The 16,479-nt window shown below is 72.0% G+C and carries 18 protein-coding genes and 1 tRNA gene; 4 read left to right on the plus strand and 15 right to left on the minus strand.

All coding sequences use genetic code 11. The features are described 5' to 3' along the window. Positions 1-117: 117 nt before the first annotated feature. The gene (locus KSE_RS13855) at positions 118-2,454 is read right to left on the minus strand and encodes a glycosyl hydrolase family 18 protein (RefSeq protein ID WP_014135938.1); all 2,337 of its coding nucleotides are present in this window, start codon (positions 2,452-2,454) and stop codon (positions 118-120) included. A gap of 252 nt (positions 2,455-2,706) precedes the next feature. Between KSE_RS13855 and KSE_RS13860 the strand changes: the two genes are divergently transcribed. After that, positions 2,707-2,790, plus strand: a tRNA-Leu gene (locus tag KSE_RS13860). Positions 2,791-2,860: 70 nt separating this feature from the next. On the opposite strand, the gene rdgB is transcribed toward KSE_RS13860, so the two are convergent. From rdgB to KSE_RS46495, 4 genes are all read right to left on the minus strand, one after another. Then, complete coding sequence (gene rdgB, locus KSE_RS13865; RefSeq protein ID WP_014135939.1) at positions 2,861-3,466, minus strand: RdgB/HAM1 family non-canonical purine NTP pyrophosphatase; 606 nt, start codon at positions 3,464-3,466, stop codon at positions 2,861-2,863. A 28-nt stretch (positions 3,467-3,494) separates the two neighbouring features. Then, positions 3,495-3,890, minus strand: coding sequence for a hypothetical protein (locus tag KSE_RS13870; RefSeq protein ID WP_033258749.1), 396 nt, complete (start codon positions 3,888-3,890; stop codon positions 3,495-3,497). Between the two features lie 123 nt (positions 3,891-4,013). Further along, entirely contained in the window at positions 4,014-4,739 is a 726-nt protein-coding gene (gene rph, locus KSE_RS13875) for a ribonuclease PH (protein ID WP_014135941.1), read from the minus strand. A gap of 123 nt (positions 4,740-4,862) precedes the next feature. Beyond that, on the minus strand, positions 4,863-5,315 hold the full coding sequence (locus KSE_RS46495; RefSeq protein WP_255518950.1) for a glucose PTS transporter subunit EIIB: 453 nt from the start codon (positions 5,313-5,315) through the stop codon (positions 4,863-4,865). A 153-nt stretch (positions 5,316-5,468) separates the two neighbouring features. On the opposite strand from KSE_RS46495, the gene KSE_RS13885 reads away from it, so the two are divergent. After that, positions 5,469-6,758 (plus strand): PTS transporter subunit EIIC, encoded by a 1,290-nt coding sequence (locus KSE_RS13885; protein ID WP_014135943.1) that lies wholly within the window; start codon positions 5,469-5,471, stop codon positions 6,756-6,758. Positions 6,759-7,025: 267 nt separating this feature from the next. Next, positions 7,026-8,282 carry a PTS transporter subunit EIIC gene (locus KSE_RS13890; RefSeq protein ID WP_014135944.1) on the plus strand — a complete coding sequence of 419 codons (1,257 nt, stop codon included), beginning with the start codon at positions 7,026-7,028 and terminating at the stop codon, positions 8,280-8,282. Between the two features lie 7 nt (positions 8,283-8,289). Here the strand turns inward: KSE_RS13890 and KSE_RS13895 are convergent, their stop codons facing one another. After that, positions 8,290-9,246 (minus strand): helix-turn-helix domain-containing protein, encoded by a 957-nt coding sequence (locus KSE_RS13895; RefSeq protein ID WP_014135945.1) that lies wholly within the window; start codon positions 9,244-9,246, stop codon positions 8,290-8,292. A gap of 196 nt (positions 9,247-9,442) precedes the next feature. Here KSE_RS13895 and KSE_RS13900 point away from each other — a divergent pair, with 196 nt between their 5' ends. Beyond that, on the plus strand, positions 9,443-10,360 hold the full coding sequence (locus KSE_RS13900) for a branched-chain amino acid transaminase (protein ID WP_014135946.1): 918 nt from the start codon (positions 9,443-9,445) through the stop codon (positions 10,358-10,360). Between the two features lie 13 nt (positions 10,361-10,373). Here KSE_RS13900 and KSE_RS13905 read toward each other — a convergent pair whose 3' ends face one another. From KSE_RS13905 to clpS, 9 genes are all read right to left on the minus strand, one after another. Next, a complete protein-coding gene (locus KSE_RS13905) occupies positions 10,374-11,126 on the minus strand; it encodes an MBL fold metallo-hydrolase (protein WP_014135947.1) in 753 nt (250 codons plus the stop codon). A gap of 191 nt (positions 11,127-11,317) precedes the next feature. Continuing rightward, entirely contained in the window at positions 11,318-11,506 is a 189-nt protein-coding gene (locus tag KSE_RS13910; protein ID WP_014135948.1) for a MerR family transcriptional regulator, read from the minus strand. 245 nt (positions 11,507-11,751) lie between these two features. Then, a complete protein-coding gene (locus KSE_RS13915) occupies positions 11,752-12,720 on the minus strand; it encodes a PLP-dependent cysteine synthase family protein (RefSeq protein ID WP_014135949.1) in 969 nt (322 codons plus the stop codon). Then, positions 12,720-12,998 (minus strand): MoaD/ThiS family protein, encoded by a 279-nt coding sequence (locus KSE_RS13920; RefSeq protein WP_014135950.1) that lies wholly within the window; start codon positions 12,996-12,998, stop codon positions 12,720-12,722. The genes KSE_RS13915 and KSE_RS13920 overlap by 1 nt, the downstream gene beginning before the upstream one ends. A gap of 134 nt (positions 12,999-13,132) precedes the next feature. Beyond that, on the minus strand, positions 13,133-13,243 hold the full coding sequence (locus tag KSE_RS46230) for a putative leader peptide (RefSeq protein ID WP_331457823.1): 111 nt from the start codon (positions 13,241-13,243) through the stop codon (positions 13,133-13,135). A gap of 139 nt (positions 13,244-13,382) precedes the next feature. Continuing rightward, positions 13,383-13,814: a Mov34/MPN/PAD-1 family protein gene (locus KSE_RS13925; protein ID WP_014135952.1), complete on the minus strand. Its 432-nt coding sequence runs from the start codon at positions 13,812-13,814 to the stop codon at positions 13,383-13,385. A 20-nt stretch (positions 13,815-13,834) separates the two neighbouring features. After that, positions 13,835-15,358, minus strand: coding sequence for an amino acid permease (locus KSE_RS13930; RefSeq protein ID WP_014135953.1), 1,524 nt, complete (start codon positions 15,356-15,358; stop codon positions 13,835-13,837). A gap of 158 nt (positions 15,359-15,516) precedes the next feature. Beyond that, on the minus strand, positions 15,517-16,089 hold the full coding sequence (locus KSE_RS13935; protein WP_014135954.1) for a DUF2017 domain-containing protein: 573 nt from the start codon (positions 16,087-16,089) through the stop codon (positions 15,517-15,519). 42 nt (positions 16,090-16,131) lie between these two features. Then, complete coding sequence (gene clpS / locus KSE_RS44640; protein ID WP_033258748.1) at positions 16,132-16,425, minus strand: ATP-dependent Clp protease adapter ClpS; 294 nt, start codon at positions 16,423-16,425, stop codon at positions 16,132-16,134. Positions 16,426-16,479: the final 54 nt, after the last annotated feature.

Consider the following 16,479-nt stretch of genomic DNA (forward strand, 5'->3'; position numbering starts at 1 on the left):
GTTCCGCCGAACCTAAAAGGTCTGGACCATCCACGTCAACAGGTCTGTACCAACTTGATATGAAGGGCCGGACCGTCCGCACTCGGACGATCCGGCCCTCCGTAGGTCGAGTTGACGCTACTTCACGCTTCCGGTCATCGCGTTGACGAGGGTCCCGGACGGGTCGTCGGCCTCCAGCGAGTAGGCGAAGACGCCGCCGAGGCCCTTGGCGGTGGCGTACGAGCCGCGCGCCGCGATGGCCTGCGGGGTGTCACCGGTCCACAGGTTGGTGCCGTCGTAGATCCACGAGCTCTGCGTGGTCGGGTCCCAGTGCACCGAGGAGCCGGTGGTCTTGCCGGCCGCCGCCAGCTCCTTCCAGAACGCCACGCCGGCCGTCTGGCTGGTGCCCTGCGCCGCCGCCGGGCCGGTCGCGGTCTGGTACAGGCCGTAGTTCGACCCGGCCGGCACGCCGGTCCAGCCGCGGAAGTAGAACGGCACGCCCAGCACCAGCTTCTTCGCCGGGAAGCCGCCCTTGATGCCGTACGCCGGGGCGCCGTTCAGGTAGGCGTTCACCGCGTTGTCCACGGTGTACTTCTGGGTGCCCGGGGCGACGGGGTTGCTCGGGTCGTTCGGGCTGTCGTACAGCGGGTCCTGCAGGTTGGTCGGACCGGTCGCGTCCCAGGCGCCGTGCATGTCGTACGACATCACGTTGCCGTAGTCCAGGTACTTGCCGATCTGGTCGGTCTGCAGCAGCGCGATCTTGTCCTGGCCGGACGGCAGCGCGGCGGTCAGCAGGTACTTCTTGCCGACGGTCTGGCCGTACGCGTCCAGCTGGTTGCGGAACTCGGCCAGCAGCGCGGTGAAGTTGGCGGTGTCGGCGGCCGCGTAGTGGTTGCCGGTGTGGCCGCCCGCGGAGGCCGGGTACTCCCAGTCGATGTCGATGCCGTCGAAGATGCCCATCGCGGCGGCGGTGCCGCCGGTGGCGTCGCCCTGGATCGAGGGCAGGTTGCCCTTGATGAACATGTCGATGCAGGAGGAGACCAGCTTCTTGCGCGAGGCGTCGGTGGCCGCCGCGTCCGAGAAGTACTTGGAGTACGTCCAGCCGCCCAGCGACATCGTGACCTTGAGGTTCGGGTACTTCGCCTTGAGCTCGCGCAGCTGGTTGAAGTTGCCCTTCAGCGGCTGGGTCCAGGCGTCGGTGGTGCCGTCCACCGCGATGTCCGCGGTGTAGCCCTTCTGGTAGTCCGCGAACGCGTCGCCCGCGCCGTCGCCGGCGTTCGGGTTGTTGTCGTTGGTGTCCGCGGCCTTGATGGTCTCGAAGCAGCTCAGCGTCGACGGGTTGATGTTGGCGAACGCGTAGGTCATCGTGTTCAGCCCGCTCGCCGCGCCGGTCGCGGCCATCGTCGACGGGTAGTACTTGTTCCCGTAGATGCCCCACTGCGCGAAGTACGCCGACTTCACCGCGCCGGTCGGCGCCGCCCCGGTGGTCACGGTCACCGGCGCGGTGAACCCGCTGCTGTGGCCGTCCTTGTCGTAGCCCTGCACGGTGAAGCTGTACGAGGTGTTCGGCAGCAGCGAGGAGACGGTCACCGCGGTGCCCATCGAGGTCGCCGTCTGGTTGGTGGTGCCGCCGGTGAAGATCCGGTAGACCGCGCTGTTGCCGTTCTGCGCGTTGTCGGTCGAGGCGTTCCACTTCAGCGTCACCGAGGTGCCCGACACGCTCGCGGTCAGCCCGGTCGGCGTGGTCACCACCCCGTCGCCGCCCGGCGTCCCGCTCTGCGAGGCGCTCGCCGACGGCGAGGCGCTCTGCGAAGCGGAGGCCGAGGCCGAGGGGGAGGTGCTGGCGCTGGTGCTCGGGCTCGCGCTGGTGCTCGCGCTCGCGCTCGCCGACGGGCTGCCGGAGCCGGACCCACCCGGCCCGGTGAGGACCAGGTCGTCCGCGTAGTAGGTGCCCTGGCCGTACCAGCCGTGGGTGTAGACCGTCACCGAGGTGGTGGCGGCGCCGGTGGTGAAGGTGGTGCTGCGGTTGGCCCAGTCGGCGCTGGAGCCCCAGGAGTTGGTGTCGGTGGTGCCGGTGCCGGTGACGCCGAGGTAGGTGTAGTTGCCCTTCAGCCAGCCGCTCAGGCTGTACGTGGTGTTCGGGCTGACGGCGACGGCCTGCGAGCACTGCGCGGTGTCGGACGCGGAGGCGGCGGCCTGCAGCGCCTTGGTGCCGCCGTGCGGGGCGGTGGAGGTGATCGAGCCGAGGCCGGCCGAGCAGTTCCAGCCGGTCAGCGTGCCGCTCTCGAAGTCGCCGTTGGCGAGCAGGTTGACGGTGGCGGCCGAGGAGGCGCCGCTGATCATGGTGACCAGTCCGGCGGCTCCGGCCACCAGGGCGGTCGCGGTCGCCAGCGCGGTGCCGGCCTTCAGCGGGCGCCGGCCCGGTCGGGCGGCGGATCGGTCGGCGGAGCGCGCGGCTGTGGCGCGTTCGGGCATGGGTCGCTCCAATGCTCGCGCCCGGCAGGGGGACCGGACGCCGTGGGGGAGGAATGACGTGCCCGGGCCCGGCCGGTGCGCACCGCCGGGGCCCGGTTTTCCGCGGATCGGCGCGAACGTACGTGGTCTGGACCACACCGGTCAATAGGTCTGTACCAACTCTTGAACAAGCCAGGACACCCCGAACCGCCGCCCGAAAGGGTGGTGCACGCCCGCGCGACGGGCCAGTAGCATGGCGGACGTCACGTATCGGCGGTCTTGGCGGAATTGGCAGACGCCCGGGTTTTAGGTGCCCGTGAGAGAGATCTCGTGAGGGTTCGAGTCCCTCAGGCCGCACCGGCGTTGCACGCGTGCGAAGGCCCGCCCCGGTTCACCCGGGGCGGGCCTTCGCGCGTACGTCCCCCGCTCAGCCGAGCAGTTCGGCGACCACCGGCGCGAGCGAGCGGAACGCCTGGCCGCGGTGGCTGATCGCGTTCTTCTCGTCGGCGGTCAGCTCGGCGCAGGTCCGGCTCTCGCCGAGCGGCTGCAGGACCGGGTCGTAGCCGAAGCCGTTGGCGCCGGCCGGCTCGGTGCGCAGGGTGCCGTGCAACCGGCCCTCGACCACCCGCTCGGTGCCGTCCGGCAGCGCGAGCGCGGCGGCGCAGGCGAAGGACGCGGCCCGGTGCTCGGCGGCGATGTCGCCGAGCTGGGCGAGCAGCAGGTCCAGGTTGGCCCGGTCGTCGCCGTGCCGCCCGGCCCACCGCGCGGAGAAGATCCCGGGCGCCCCGCCCAGCACGTCCACGCACAGCCCGGAGTCGTCGGCGACGGCCGGCAGCCCGGTCGCCTTCGCCAGCGCGTGCGCCTTGAGCAGCGCGTTCTCGGCGAAGGTGACCCCGGTCTCCGGCACGTCGGGCACCTCGGGGAAGGCGTCCGCGCCGACCAGTTCGACGTCCAGTCCGGCCGCGCCGAGGATGTCGCGCAGCTCGGCGACCTTGTGCTGGTTGCGGGTGGCGAGAACGAGTCGCTTGGTCATGGCCCCCAGCCTAGTGCCGCGCCCCCGGTCAGCCGGTGCACACCTTGCTGAGCCGCCCGGCCGCGCTGCCCAGCGGCCCGAGGTCGGGCACCTGGTTGCCGTCGACGGCCTTCTGCACGTTGTCGATCTGGGTCTGCATGTCGGTGACGGCCTTGGCGAGGTCGGCGTCGCTGGAGTTGCGCCCGATCTTGTCCAGGTCGCCCTTGAGGTTCTGCAGCGCCTGCCCGGCGGCGGCCGGGTCCTGGTCCGCGTTGTTGTACGCCTGGCCGAGCTGGGTCACGTGCGTACCGACCTGCACGGCGGTGTTCGCGCAGCTGAGCGCCTTCTCCGCGGCCGAGCAGCTGACCGCGCTCAGCGGGAGCACCAGCGCGAGCGCCGCGACGGCGAGCACGGTGGTGCGGTTGAAGCTCGAAACCTGCTGCATCGGCGAGTCCTCCGGGAGGGTGTGCGGGCTCACCCCGAACGTTAAGGCCCGGCCCGCGCGCCTGTACAGCACGCGCGGACCCGCTTCCTCCCCCTCTGACGGCCGTTCAGCCCCTGCCGGTTCCTAGACCTCCAGCGCCTTGCGCTGGATCTCGTCCAGCTCGGCGCAGCCCAGGCTGCCGAGGTCGAGCAGCTGGTTGAGCAGGTCGCGGTCGAAGGGCGCGCCCTCGGCGGTGCCCTGGACCTCGACGAAGCGGCCGTCGGAGGTGCAGACGATGTTCATGTCGGTCTCGGCCCGGACGTCCTCCTCGTAGCGGAGGTCGAGCATCGGGACGCCGTCGATGATGCCGACGCTGACGGCGCTGACACCGCCGGTGATCGGCTGGCCCTTGGCGCGCAGCAGCTTCTTCTCGCGCGCCCAGGAGACCGCGTCGACCAGGGCGACGTACGCGCCGGTGATGGCGGCGGTGCGGGTGCCGCCGTCGGCCTGGAGGACGTCGCAGTCGAGCACGATGGTGTTCTCGGCGAGCGCCCGGTGGTCGATGACGGCGCGCAGCGAGCGGCCGATCAGGCGGCTGATCTCGTGGGTACGTCCGCCGATCTTGCCGCGGACGGACTCGCGGTCGCCGCGGGTGTTGGTGGCCCGGGGCAGCATGGCGTACTCGGCGGTGACCCAGCCCTCGCCGCTGCCCTTGCGCCAGCGCGGGACGCCTTCGGTGACGCTGGCGGTGCACAGCACCTTGGTGTCGCCGTAGGAGACCAGGACGGAGCCTTCGGCGTGCTTGCTCCAGTTCCGTTCGATGGTGACGGGGCGGAGCTGGTCGGGGGTGCGGCCGTCGATGCGAGACATGGTCCGAGCGTATCGGGTCGGCGGCCGGGGCCCGGCGGGGGCGCACGTGCGGCGGCCCGCCGGGCCGGTGGTCTCCGGCGGGCGGGCCGTGCGGGGTGGAGCGCGCCTGCGGGGAGGCTCAGCTCACATCATGTCCTCGATCTCGGCGGCGATCGGGTCGGCGTCGGTGCCGATGACGACCTGGATGGCCGTGCCCATCTTCACCACGCCGTGCGCGCCGGCCGCCTTGAGCGCCGCCTCGTCGACCTTGGAGGCGTCGTGGACCTCGGTGCGCAGCCGGGTGATGCAGCCCTCGACCTCGTCGATGTTCTCGATTCCGCCGAGACCGGCGACGATCTTCTCAGCCTTGCTGGCCATGGTCTTTACTCCCTCTGTCTCGGCGCTTCGGCGGTCGGTCGCCGGGTGCCGTCCTGCGGTGTGCGGTGGTGCCGGCCGGAGGTGACCCGGGATCAGTCTGCCGCGCCTTCCGACGACGCGACCAGCATCACCCGGTTCCGACCGATATGCCACGTTAGTCCACTTTCGGGCTATCTCCGCGCGCGGCCGTCGCGAGGGCCGCCGGAGGATGACGATCATCGGGTTCTCGAACCCGGCACCGCCACTGTCCCAAAAATGGTCTACACCAATTCTAGGTGTACTCGGGACAACGCAGGACGGTCCGCCGGTGTTCCTGGCCTCGCGCACGGATGAACCCCGAACGGGCAAGGGAACGGCAGCGGAGGGCCGACGATGAGTTCACCAGGCGCCACGGCGCACCAGTCCACGTGGTGGCACACCTTCTACGGCGGCTTGCAGAAGATGGGCCGCAGCCTCCAGCTGCCGGTGGCCGTCCTGCCCGCCGCGGGCATCCTGAACCGCCTCGGCCAGCCGGACATCTTCGGCGCCGACGGCCTCGGCTGGGACAAGGTCGCCGCCGCGATCGGCGCCGCCGGTGGCGCGCTGCTCAACTCGGCGCTCGGCCTGCCGCTGCTGTTCTGCATCGGCGTGGCGATCGGCATGGCGAAGAAGGCGGACGGCTCCACCGCGCTCGCCGCGGTGGCCGGCTTCCTGGTCTACTACTCCGTCCTGCAGGCGTTCCCGGAGGACTGCCCGACCGGTTCCTCGCTCAAGGGCAACGTCTGCATCGACTTCACCGCCGACAAGGCGGTGGCCGCCGACTTCCAGAACCCGGGCGTGCTCGGCGGCATCTCGATGGGCCTCTTCTCGGCCTGGCTGTGGGTGCGCTTCCACCGGGTCAGGCTGGTCGACTGGCTGGGCTTCTTCAACGGCCGCCGCCTGGTCCCGATGATCACCGCGCTGGTCGGCCTCGCCTTCGGCTCGCTGATGGTGTGGATCTGGGCGCCGATCGGCAACGGCCTGACCGACTTCTCCAAGTGGCTCTCCGACCTGGACGCGATCGGCTCCGGCATCTTCGGCCTCGCCAACCGCGCCCTGCTGCTGATCGGCATGCACCAGCTGCTGAACACCTTCGTCTGGTTCCAGTTCGGCGACTACACCAAGCCGGACGGCACGGTGGTCAACGGTGACATCAACCGCTTCCTGGCGGGCGACCCGACGGCCGGCCAGTTCACCTCGGGCTTCTTCCCGATCATGATGTTCGCGCTGCCCGCCGCGGCGATGGCCATCGCGGCCGCCGCCAAGCCGCACCGGCGCAAGGAGATCTACGGCCTGATGACCTCGGTCGCGCTGACCTCCTTCGTCACCGGCGTCACCGAGCCGATCGAGTACTCCTTCGCCTACGTGGCCCCGCTGCTGTACGCCGTGCACGCCGTGCTGACCGGTGTGTCGATGGCGGTGACGTGGGGGCTGGGCGTCCACGACGGCTTCAGCTTCTCGGCCGGCCTGCTCGACTACGCCATCAACTGGAGCCTGGCCACGAAACCGTGGCTGATCATCCCGATCGGCCTGTGCTTCGCGGTGGTCTACTACGTCCTGTTCCGCTTCATCATCGTCAAGTTCGACCTGAAGACCCCGGGTCGCGAGGACGACGACGAGATCGAGGACGTGACCAAGGCCTGACCCCAGGCGGGCGGCCCGGCGCCGCGCACCGCGCCCCCGGCGGGAGGACCCTCCCGGCCGGGGGCGCGTTTTTGTTGTCCGGCGGATCAAAAGGGGTCTTCACCAGGCAGGTTGACCGGGCGTCAATCCTCCGAAGGTTTCGATTCAGCGGCGCTTGCCCCCCGCCGCCCTGGAAGGGTTCCGGTGCCCGTTCGGCGCGTGCTAGAAAGCTGGACGAGACCCTGAGTGGTCTAGACCAGGATCGCGCTGCCGTGAGGAACCACCGCTATGAGTACGACCGCGCAGGACCCTCGACCCGCGGCGGCACCGGGCGGACGGGAGCTGCGCTCCCGGATCTTCGCGTCCCTCCAGAAGATCGGCCGCAGCCTCCAGCTCCCGATCGCCGTGCTGCCGGCCGCCGGCATCCTGCTGCGGCTCGGCAAGGAGGACGTCTTCGGCGACGAGGGCCTGGGCTGGACCAGGCTCGCCCAGGTCTTCTCCGCCTCCGGCCACGCCGTCTTCGACTGGATGCCGCTGCTGTTCTGCGTCGGCATCGCGATCGGCTACGCCAAGAAGTCCGACGGCTCCACCGCGCTCGCCGCCATGGTCGGCTTCCTCACCTACCACCAGGTGCTCACCGCCTTCCCGAAGACCGACTACCTGCCGCTGCCCGGCCGGGACGTCCCCGCCACCTACCAGGACCCCGGGGTGCTCGGCGGCGTGGTGGTCGGCCTGCTCTCCGCGATCCTCTGGCAGCGGCTGCACCGCACCCGGCTGGTCGACTGGCTGGGCTTCTTCAACGGGCGGCGGCTGGTCCCGATCGTGATGGCGTTCGTCGGCACCGCGCTGGGCGTGTTCTTCGGCCTGTGCTGGGGCCCGATCGGCAGCGTGGTCGACGCCTTCAGCAGCTGGGCGATCGGCCTCGGCCCGCTCGGCGCCGGACTGTTCGGCCTGATCAACCGGGGCCTGCTGCCGTTCGGCCTGCACCAGTTCGCCAACACCTTCTTCTGGCAGCAGGCCGGCCGCTTCACCACCCCCGACGGCCACACCGTCCTCGGCGACCAGACCCGCTTCTTCCAGCACGACCCGGACGCCGGCCAGTTCATGACCGGCTTCTTCCCGATCATGATGTTCGGCCTGCCCGCCGCCGCCCTCGCCATCGCGCACTGCGCCCGCCCCGAACGCCGCCGGGCCGTGCTCGGCATGATGTTCTCGCTCGCCCTGACCTCCTTCGTCACCGGCATCACCGAGCCGATCGAGTTCTCCTTCCTGTTCATCGCGCCCGTGCTGTACGGCATCCACGCCGTGCTCACCGGCATCTCGATGGCCCTCACCTGGGCGCTCGGCGTCCACGACGGCTTCACCTTCTCCGCCGGCGCCATCGACTACGCGCTGAACTGGAACCTGGCCACCAAACCCTGGCTGATCGTCCCGGTCGGGCTGTGCTTCGCCGCGGTCTACTACCTGCTGTTCCGCTTCGTCATCGTCCGGTTCGACCTGAGGACGCCGGGGCGCGGCGACGACGACGGCTTCGAGGACGGGTAGCCGCCGCTCAGATCCAGCCCAGCCGGGTCGCGTGGACGCCCGCCTGGAAGCGCGACTGCGCGCCCAGCGCCGCGGTCAGGTCGGCGACCAGGCGGCGCACCGTGCGGTCGGAGATCTCCAGCTTGCGGCCGATCGCCTGGTCGGTGAGGCCGGCCGCGAGCAGCCGCAGCACCTCGCGGTGCCGGTCGTCGGGGGTGGTGCGGCCGAGCAGCTCCGGCGGGACCCAGCTGGACGCCCAGAAGTGCTCGAACAGCTCGCGGACCACGCCGACCACCGCCGGGTCGCGGACCACCACCGCCGCGCTGCCCGGCGGCTCCCCGGGCGCGGGCAGCACCGCCAGGCCCGCGTCGACGACGATCAGCCACAGCGGCAGGGTGTGCGCGACCCGGATCAGCGCGCCGGCCGCGGTCAGCGCCTGGACGTGGGCCAGCACCGGGCCCTGGTGCAGGGCCGCGGCCGGGTAGATGGTGCGCAGCGCGACCCGGTGGGCCAGCGCGATCCGCTCCCGGGCGAGCTTCTCGGCCAGGCCGCTCTCGGACTGGTCCTGGCCGGGCCGCAGCGACAGCGCCTCGGTCCGGGCGCCCCGGGCGGCGTCCTCCAGCAGCGCGGTGACCCGGTCGGCGCCGCGGACCAGCTCGTGCGCGCTGCCGGTCCGCAGCGGCAGGTAGCGGGCGTGCAGCCGCTCGACCCGCTCGTGGGTGCGGCGGGCCTCGCCGAGCAGCTCGGCGAAGCGCCGGTCGGAGTCGGCGAGCAGCCGGCGGACGGCGGTGTCGATCGAGACGGCGGCGACCCCGCCGGCCGGCCCGCCCGCCGCCGTGGCGGACCGCAGCAGCCCGAGGCCGCGCAGCTCGTCCAGTGCCTGCTCGAACTCCTGCTCCCCGCAGTCGAGTTCGTCCCGCAGGGAGCCAAGCGACCGGCCGGGTTCGGCGAGCAGTCGGGCGTACAGGGCGGTGCTGGTCTCCATCCTTCCGGAGCCTAGGCCCGCGGCGCGGGCCGGACGGCGGCTTTTCAGCATCCGAGACGGCGTCCGGCCCCGGGCCGCGAGGGGGCGTCCGGCGCCGGCCCGGCATGTGAGACGGCGGCTCCGGTGGCGGCCATGGCCTGATCCGGCGCGGCCCGGGGCCTTCGCGGGGCGGGCCGCGCCGCGAAGGATGGGCGGCATGGCGATCGACGAGTCTTCCGTGATCTGGTTCGACGGCGCGCTGGTGCCCTGGCGGGAGGCCCGGGTCCACGTGCTGACGCACGCGCTGCACTACGGCACCGGCGTGCTGGAGGGCACCCGGGTGTTCGAGACGGCCGACGGCCCGGCGGTGTTCCGGCTGGACGAGCACCTGGCCCGGCTGGAGCGCAGCGCCCGCATGCTGCGCATCGAACTCCCCTACAAGCAGCAGGATTTGGCGGCCGCCACGGTCGAGCTGGTGGCGGCGAACGGCCACCGCTCGTGCTACCTGCGGCACTTGGCGTTCCTGGGCTACGGCTCGATGGGGCTGGACATGCGGCACTCCCCCACCAGCGTGTCGATCGCCTCCTGGGACTGGCCGGCCTACCTGGCGGCGGAGCGCGGGCTGCGGCTGATGACCAGCAGTTGGCGGCGGACCGACCCCAACTCCGTTCCCCCGGCGGCGAAGGCCACCGGCCCGTACCTCAACTCGGCGCTGGCCCGGCGGGAGGCGAGCGACGCGGGCTTCGACGAGGCGCTGCTGCTGGCGCCGGACGGCTCGGTCAGCGAGTGCAGTTCGGAGAACGTGTTCGCGGTCCGCGACGGGGTGCTGCGCACGCCCCCGGGCAGCGCGGGCGCCCTGGAGGGGATCACCCAGGACACCCTGCTGACCCTGGCCCGGGACCTGGGCGTCGAGGTGCGGGTGGAGAACCTGCTGCGTTCGGACCTGTACGCGGCGGACGAGGTGTTCGTCTCCGGAACGGCGGCCGGCGTCGTCCCGGTGGCCTCCCTGGACAACCGCGAACTACCGTCCGCCGAGGGCGAGTTGACCAAGCGGCTGGCGCAGGCGTACCGGGCCGCGACCAGCGGGGCCGACGCCCGGTACCGGCACTGGCTGACGCCGGTCCGGAGCGCGTAGCCGGCGCTCGCGGTCAGAGCTCGTAGACGGCCCCGGGGCGGGCCAGTTCGACCGGTCCCGGGTAGGCGGCGGCGGCGTCGCGGCGGTTGCGCTCCGGGTCGGTCCACGGCGGGATGTGGGTGAGCACCAGGCGGCCGGCCCCGGCGGCGGCGGCGTGCCGGCCGGCCTGGGTGCCGTTGAGGTGGATCGAGTCGAAGGTCTCCTTGCCGTCCGTGTAGGCCGCCTCGCACAGGAACAGGTCGGTGCCGCGCGCGAGTTCGACCAGGTCGGGGCAGACCCCGGTGTCGCCGGAGTAGACCAGGCTGCGGCCGCCGGCCTCGATCCGGAAGCCGTACGCCTCGCAGTCCAGGTGGTTGACCCGGGCGGCGGTGACGGTGAACGGGCCGAGCGCCAGGCGGGCGCCGTCGCTCAGGTCGCGGAAGTCGAAGACCTCGGTCATGCCGGGCTTCTCCGGCATGTCGTAGGCCCGGGCGAGCCGCTCGGCGGTGCCGGCCGGGCCGTGCACCGGCAGCGGCGCGGGACAGCCCTCGACCCGGTAGTTGCGGGCCACCCAGTAGGCGCACAGGTCGACGCAGTGGTCGGCGTGCAGGTGGCTGAGCAGGATCGCGTCCACCTCGTACAGGCCGGTGTACTTCTGCAGCGCGCCGAGCGCGCCGTTGCCGAGGTCGACGACGAGCCGGTAGCCGTCGTGCTCCACCAGGTAGCTGGAGCACGGGGAGTCCACGGACGGGAAGCTCCCCGAGCACCCCACCACGGTCAGTTTCATGCCGAGCCCTTCCCGCCCCGTCGGGCCATCGTCCGCGGCAGTCCGCACCGCCTGCGGGCGGGGCGGGGTTCTTGCGACTCCGTCGGTGCTTTGACTGTCGAGGGTAAGGGCCGGGCGGCACTTTGCCCCCTCTCCCGTGCCGGGCTGTGGGCGGAATCACCAGGACGGGGCGGGGGCGTTCGAACGGCCCGCTACCGCCGTCCGGGGCGGGCCCGGGCCCAGTCGTGGATGGTCTCCGGGTACCAGCGGGGGTGCCCGGCCCGGTCGGTCTCGTCGGGTTCGGGCAGCAGTCCGTGCCGTTTGTAGTTGCGGACGGTCTCGGCCCGCACGTTGATGTGCCGGGCGATCTCGACGTAGGACCAGAGCTCTCGGCCGGGCATCGCGCCCTCCTCCGGGATGACGGCGTACCAGTGGTGCGCCGCCAGCCTGGCGGCCCGCCCGGCCGGCGGCCGGGGCGCGCCCCGCGCGGTGGCCGTTCCGTGACGAACCGGTCACGTGGAACGGACAAATACCGCGAGGTCACAGCGGTCCGACGAGCTGCTGATCGGACCTACGGGCGGCGCGGACACACGGACGGCGCGGCCCCCGTCCGGGGTGCCGCGCCGTGGGTGCCGCTCGCTCGGGGTCAGGCCCAGAGCTGGCCCTGCAGTGCCTCGACCGCCGCCTCGGTGGTCTCGGCGGTGTAGATGCCGGTGGACAGGTACTTCCAGCCGCCGTCGGCGACCACGAACACCACGTCCGCCCGCTCGCCGGCCTTGGCGGCCTTTCGGGCCACCCCGATCGCGGCGTGCGCGACCGCGCCGGTGGAGACGCCCGCGAAGATGCCCTCCTGCTGGAGCAGCTCGCGGGTGCGGGTGACGGCGTCGGCGGAGCCGACCGAGAAGCGGGTGGTGAGCACCTCGGCGTCGTACAGCTCGGGGACGAAGCCCTCGTCCAGGTTGCGCAGGCCGTAGACCAGGTCGTCGTAGCGGGGCTCGGCGGCGACGATCTGCACGCCGGGGACCTTCTCGCGCAGGTAGCGGCCGATGCCCATCAGGGTGCCGGTGGTGCCCAGGCCGGCCACGAAGTGGGTGACGGTGGGCAGGTCGGCGAGGATCTCCGGGCCGGTGGTGGCGTAGTGCGCGCCCGCGTTGTCCGGGTTGCCGTACTGGTAGAGCATCACCCAGTCGGGGTTCTCGGCGGCGATCTCCTTGGCGATCCGCACCGCGGTGTTGGAGCCGCCGGCGGCGGGCGAGGGGATGATCTCCGCGCCCCACATCCGGAGCAGCTCGCGGCGCTCCTCGCTGGTGTTCTCCGGCATCACGCAGACCATCCGGTAGCCCTTGAGCTTGGCCGCCATGGCGAGCGAGATGCCGGTGTTGCCGCTGGTGGGCTCCAGGACGGTGCAGCCCGGGGTGAGCCGGCCCTCCGCCTCGGCGCGCTCGATCATGCGCAGCGCCGGGCGGTCCTTGATCGAGCCGGTCGGGTTGCGGTCCTCCAGCTTCGCCCAGAGCGTGACCCGGCCGTCCTCGTTCCCGGGGACGCCGGCCGAGAGCCTCGGCAACCGCACCAGGGGCGTGTTGCCGATGGCCTCGATCGGGCTGTCGTAGCGCATTACTTCATACCGCCGGCCACGGCCGGGAGGATGGTGACGCTGTCGCCGTCGGAGAGCGCGGTGGAGATGCCGTCCAGGAAGCGGACGTCCTCGTCGTTCAGGTAGACGTTGACGAAGCGGCGCAGCTCGCCGCCGTCCAGCAGCCGGGCGGCGATGCCGGGGTGCCGGGAGTCGAGGTCGGTGAAGAGCTCCCCGAGGTCGGCGCCGTTGCCGTCGACGGCCTTGGCGCCGTCGGTGTAGGTACGGAGGATGGTCGGGATGCGGACCTCGATGGCCATGGCTGCGCTCCTGTGGGAGTGGTTTCGGGTGCCGGGCCGGGCGGGGCGCGGCAGGGGGGAGGACCCCGGGGCGTCGGGGCCGTGCTGGCGGTCTGGCGGTGCTGTCCGGACCGCCGGTCGGTGCCGCCGGTCGGTTACGCGGCGCTGCCGGGACAGATCGCGCTGGCGAGCCGGCACAGGTCGACGTGCAGGCGCGCCACGAGGCGGGTGCCTGGGGCCTGATTGCTCACATCGACGGAACGCATGGACTCATCGTATAGATTCCCGACCCCCCTTTGACATGCGCGTCTCGGCATCCGGTCGGAAGCGTTCCGAGGCATGAGAAAACGGGCCGTTCCGCCGCGTGGACGCGCTGCGGACCGGCCCGTCGCCGGGCAACGGGGGTCAGACCCGGTAGCCCTCGACCACCTCGACGTCTTCCTCTGTGATCACACCGTCCACGATGCGGAACGAGCGGAACTGGTAGGGGTCCTCCTCGCCGGTGCCCTCGGCGGTGGAGACCAGGACGTAGTGGGCGAACGGCTCGGAGGCGTAGCTCACGTCGGTGCGGGAGGGGTACGCCTCGGTCGCGGTGTGCGAGTGGTAGATCACCACCGGCTCCTCGTCGAGGTCGTCCATCTCGCGGTAGAGCTTCAGCAGGTCGCCGGAGTCGAACTCGTAGAAGGTGGGCGAGCGGGCCGCGTTGAGCATCGGGATGAACCGCTCGGGGCGCCCGGTGCCGGCCGGTCCGGCGATCACGCCGCACGCCTCGTCCGGGTGGTCGGCGCGGGAGTGGGCGACGATCCGGTCGCGCAGTTCTCGGGTGATGGTCAGCATGCGGCCAGGATAGCGAGGCGTCAGCCGCCCGTTCCCGCCCGCCCGTCGCCGTCCCCGGCGGGCCCGCCGGCCTGTCCGCCGGACTGTCTGGTGGCCTGTCGGGTGGCCTGTCCGGCGGCGTCCGCGCCGGCCCCGCCGTCGGCGTGCAGGGCGGCCGGGTCGCGGCGGCGCAGCACCGTGTAGCCGGCCGCCAGGCAGAGCGCCCAGCCGGGGAAGACGTACAGCGAGATCCGGGCGTCGGGGTCGATCGCGATCAGGACGGCGACCAGGCCGAGGAAGGCCAGCGCGAGCCATCGGCTCCAGTTGCCGCCGGGGGCGCGGAAGGTCGGGGCGGGCAGCCGGCCGGCCCGCCAGGCGGCGCGGTAGCGGATCTGGCTGGCCAGGATGACGCCCCAGGTCCACAGGCCGCAGACGGTGGCGATCGAGGTGATGTACTGGAACGCCCGCTCGGGGACGCAGTAGTTGAGCACCACGCCGGCGCCCATCAGCAGGCAGGAGACGGTGATCGCGGCGGCGGGGGTGCGGCGGGCGTTGAGCCGGGTGAGCCGGCCGGGGGCCTGCCGGCGCAGGGCCAGGTCGCGCAGCATCCGGCCGGTGGAGTACATGCCGGAGTTGCAGGAGGAGAGCGCGGCGGTGAGCACCACGAAGTTGATGATGCCGGCCGCCGCCGGGATGCCGATCTTGCCGAACGCGGCGACGAACGGGCTGACGCCGGGCTGGAACTCGCTCCACGGCACCAGCGACAGGATGACCACCAGCGCGCCGACGTAGAACAGCGCGATCCGCAGCGGCAGCGTGTTGATGGCCCGCGGCAGGGTCTTCTCCGGGTCCTCGCTCTCGCCCGCGGTGACGCCGACCAGCTCGACGCCGAGGTAGGCGAACATGACGATCTGCAGGGTCATCACGGTGGCGCCGATCCCCTTCGGGAAGAAGCCGCCGTCCTGCCAGAGGTTGGTGACCGAGGCGGTGTCGCCGGCGTCCGAGAAGCCGAGGGTGAGCACGCCGACGCCGATCAGGATCATCCCGAGGATCGCGGTGACCTTGACCATGGAGAACCAGAACTCGATCTCGCCGAACAGCTTCACCGAGATCAGGTTGGCGGCGTACAGCAGCAGCAGGAAGGCCAGCGCGGTGGTCCACTGCGGGATGCCGGGCGCCCAGAAGCGGACGTAGACGGCGGCGGCGGTGGTCTCGGCCATGCCGGTGACCACCCAGAACAGCCAGTACGTCCAGCCGGTGACGAAGCCGGCGAACGGGCCGAGGAACTCCCGGGCGTACTCGGCGAAGCTGCCGGACACCGGGCGGTAGGTGAGCAGTTCGCCGAGCGCCCGCATGATCACGTAGATCACCACGCCGGCCACCGCGTAGCTGAGGATCAGGCTGGGTCCGGCCTTGGAGATGGCGGTGCCGGCGCCGAGGAACAGGCCGGTGCCGATCGCGCCGCCGATCGCGATCATCTGGATCTGCCGGTTGCCCAGGCCGCGCTGGTAGCCCTCCTCGTCGGGGACCGGCCCGGTCGCCTCGTCCGTCGCCTGCTGCGTCATCCGCCCGCCTCGCCTCCCGGTCCGCGCCGGCCGGCCGGCCGACGGGCCCCGTCTTCCCGGGGAGGCAGCAGTGAACCACGCGAGGGCCCCGGAAGGCCCCGAATCCGGGCGCTACCGGAGCAATCGGACCATAGGGGTGACAGCGGGGGTGCGGGCGGTCAGTCCGCCATCACGCCCAGCAGGCTCTCCTGCATCGCGCCCAGCCACAGGTAGGCGATCACCAGCGGCTTGCGCGGGTCGGAGTCGGGCAGCCGGTACAGGCCGTCGTCCTCCTCGTCGCTGACCTCCAGCCGGGTGCCCAGGGTCAGCCGCAGGTCGTTCAGCGCGCCCAGCCAGCGCTGGTAGTCGTCCGGCGGGACCCGGAGCACGCCGCCCTCGCCGCCCAGCCCGTCCAGCGCCCGGACGACCGCCAGCGCGTCCTCCCGCTTGCGGGCCCGCAGGTCCAGCTCGGTGTAGCGGCGGAACTCGGCGGCCCGCTCGGCGGTCCGCGGGTCCTCGGGCGCCTCCGGGCCGCCGTACGCGTCGGGGAACAGCCGCAGCAGCGCCGGGTCCTCGGGGGCCGTGCTGGGGCCCTCGGCGAACAGCGCGGCCAGCGGGTCGTCGCTCTCGACGCCGGGCGGCGGGCCGATCAGCTCCAGCATCTGCACTTCGAGCGAGCGCAGGATGGAGGCCTCGAACTCGTCCAGCGCGATCGCCGCGCCCTCGCCCGCGTTCTCGAACAATCCGGCCATGGGTGTGGAATCAGTCCCTCGTCGATGGTGGGTGGCGGGCCGTCAGTCGTGCTGCAGGGTGGCCCACAGGCCGTAGCCGTGCATCGCCTGCACGTCGCGCTCCATCTCCTCGCGGGTGCCGCTGGAGACCACCGCCCGCCCCTTCTGGTGCACGTCCATCATCAGCCGGCGGGCCTTCTCCTTCGGGTAGCCGAAGTAGCTCTGGAAGACGTGCTGGACGTAGCTCATCAGGTTGACCGGGTCGTTGTGGACGATGGTCACCCAGGGCGTGTCCGGCTCCGTGACCGGAACCCCCTCGACCTCCGGGCGCTCGATCTCCACCGGCGCGACACTCACAGTCCGTCTCTCCTCGTCGACCTCGGCTTCCCCCGGTCCCATGCTTCCATCCGG

This window comes from Kitasatospora setae KM-6054, from assembly GCF_000269985.1.
Taxonomy (GTDB): Bacteria; Actinomycetota; Actinomycetes; order Streptomycetales; family Streptomycetaceae; genus Kitasatospora; species Kitasatospora setae.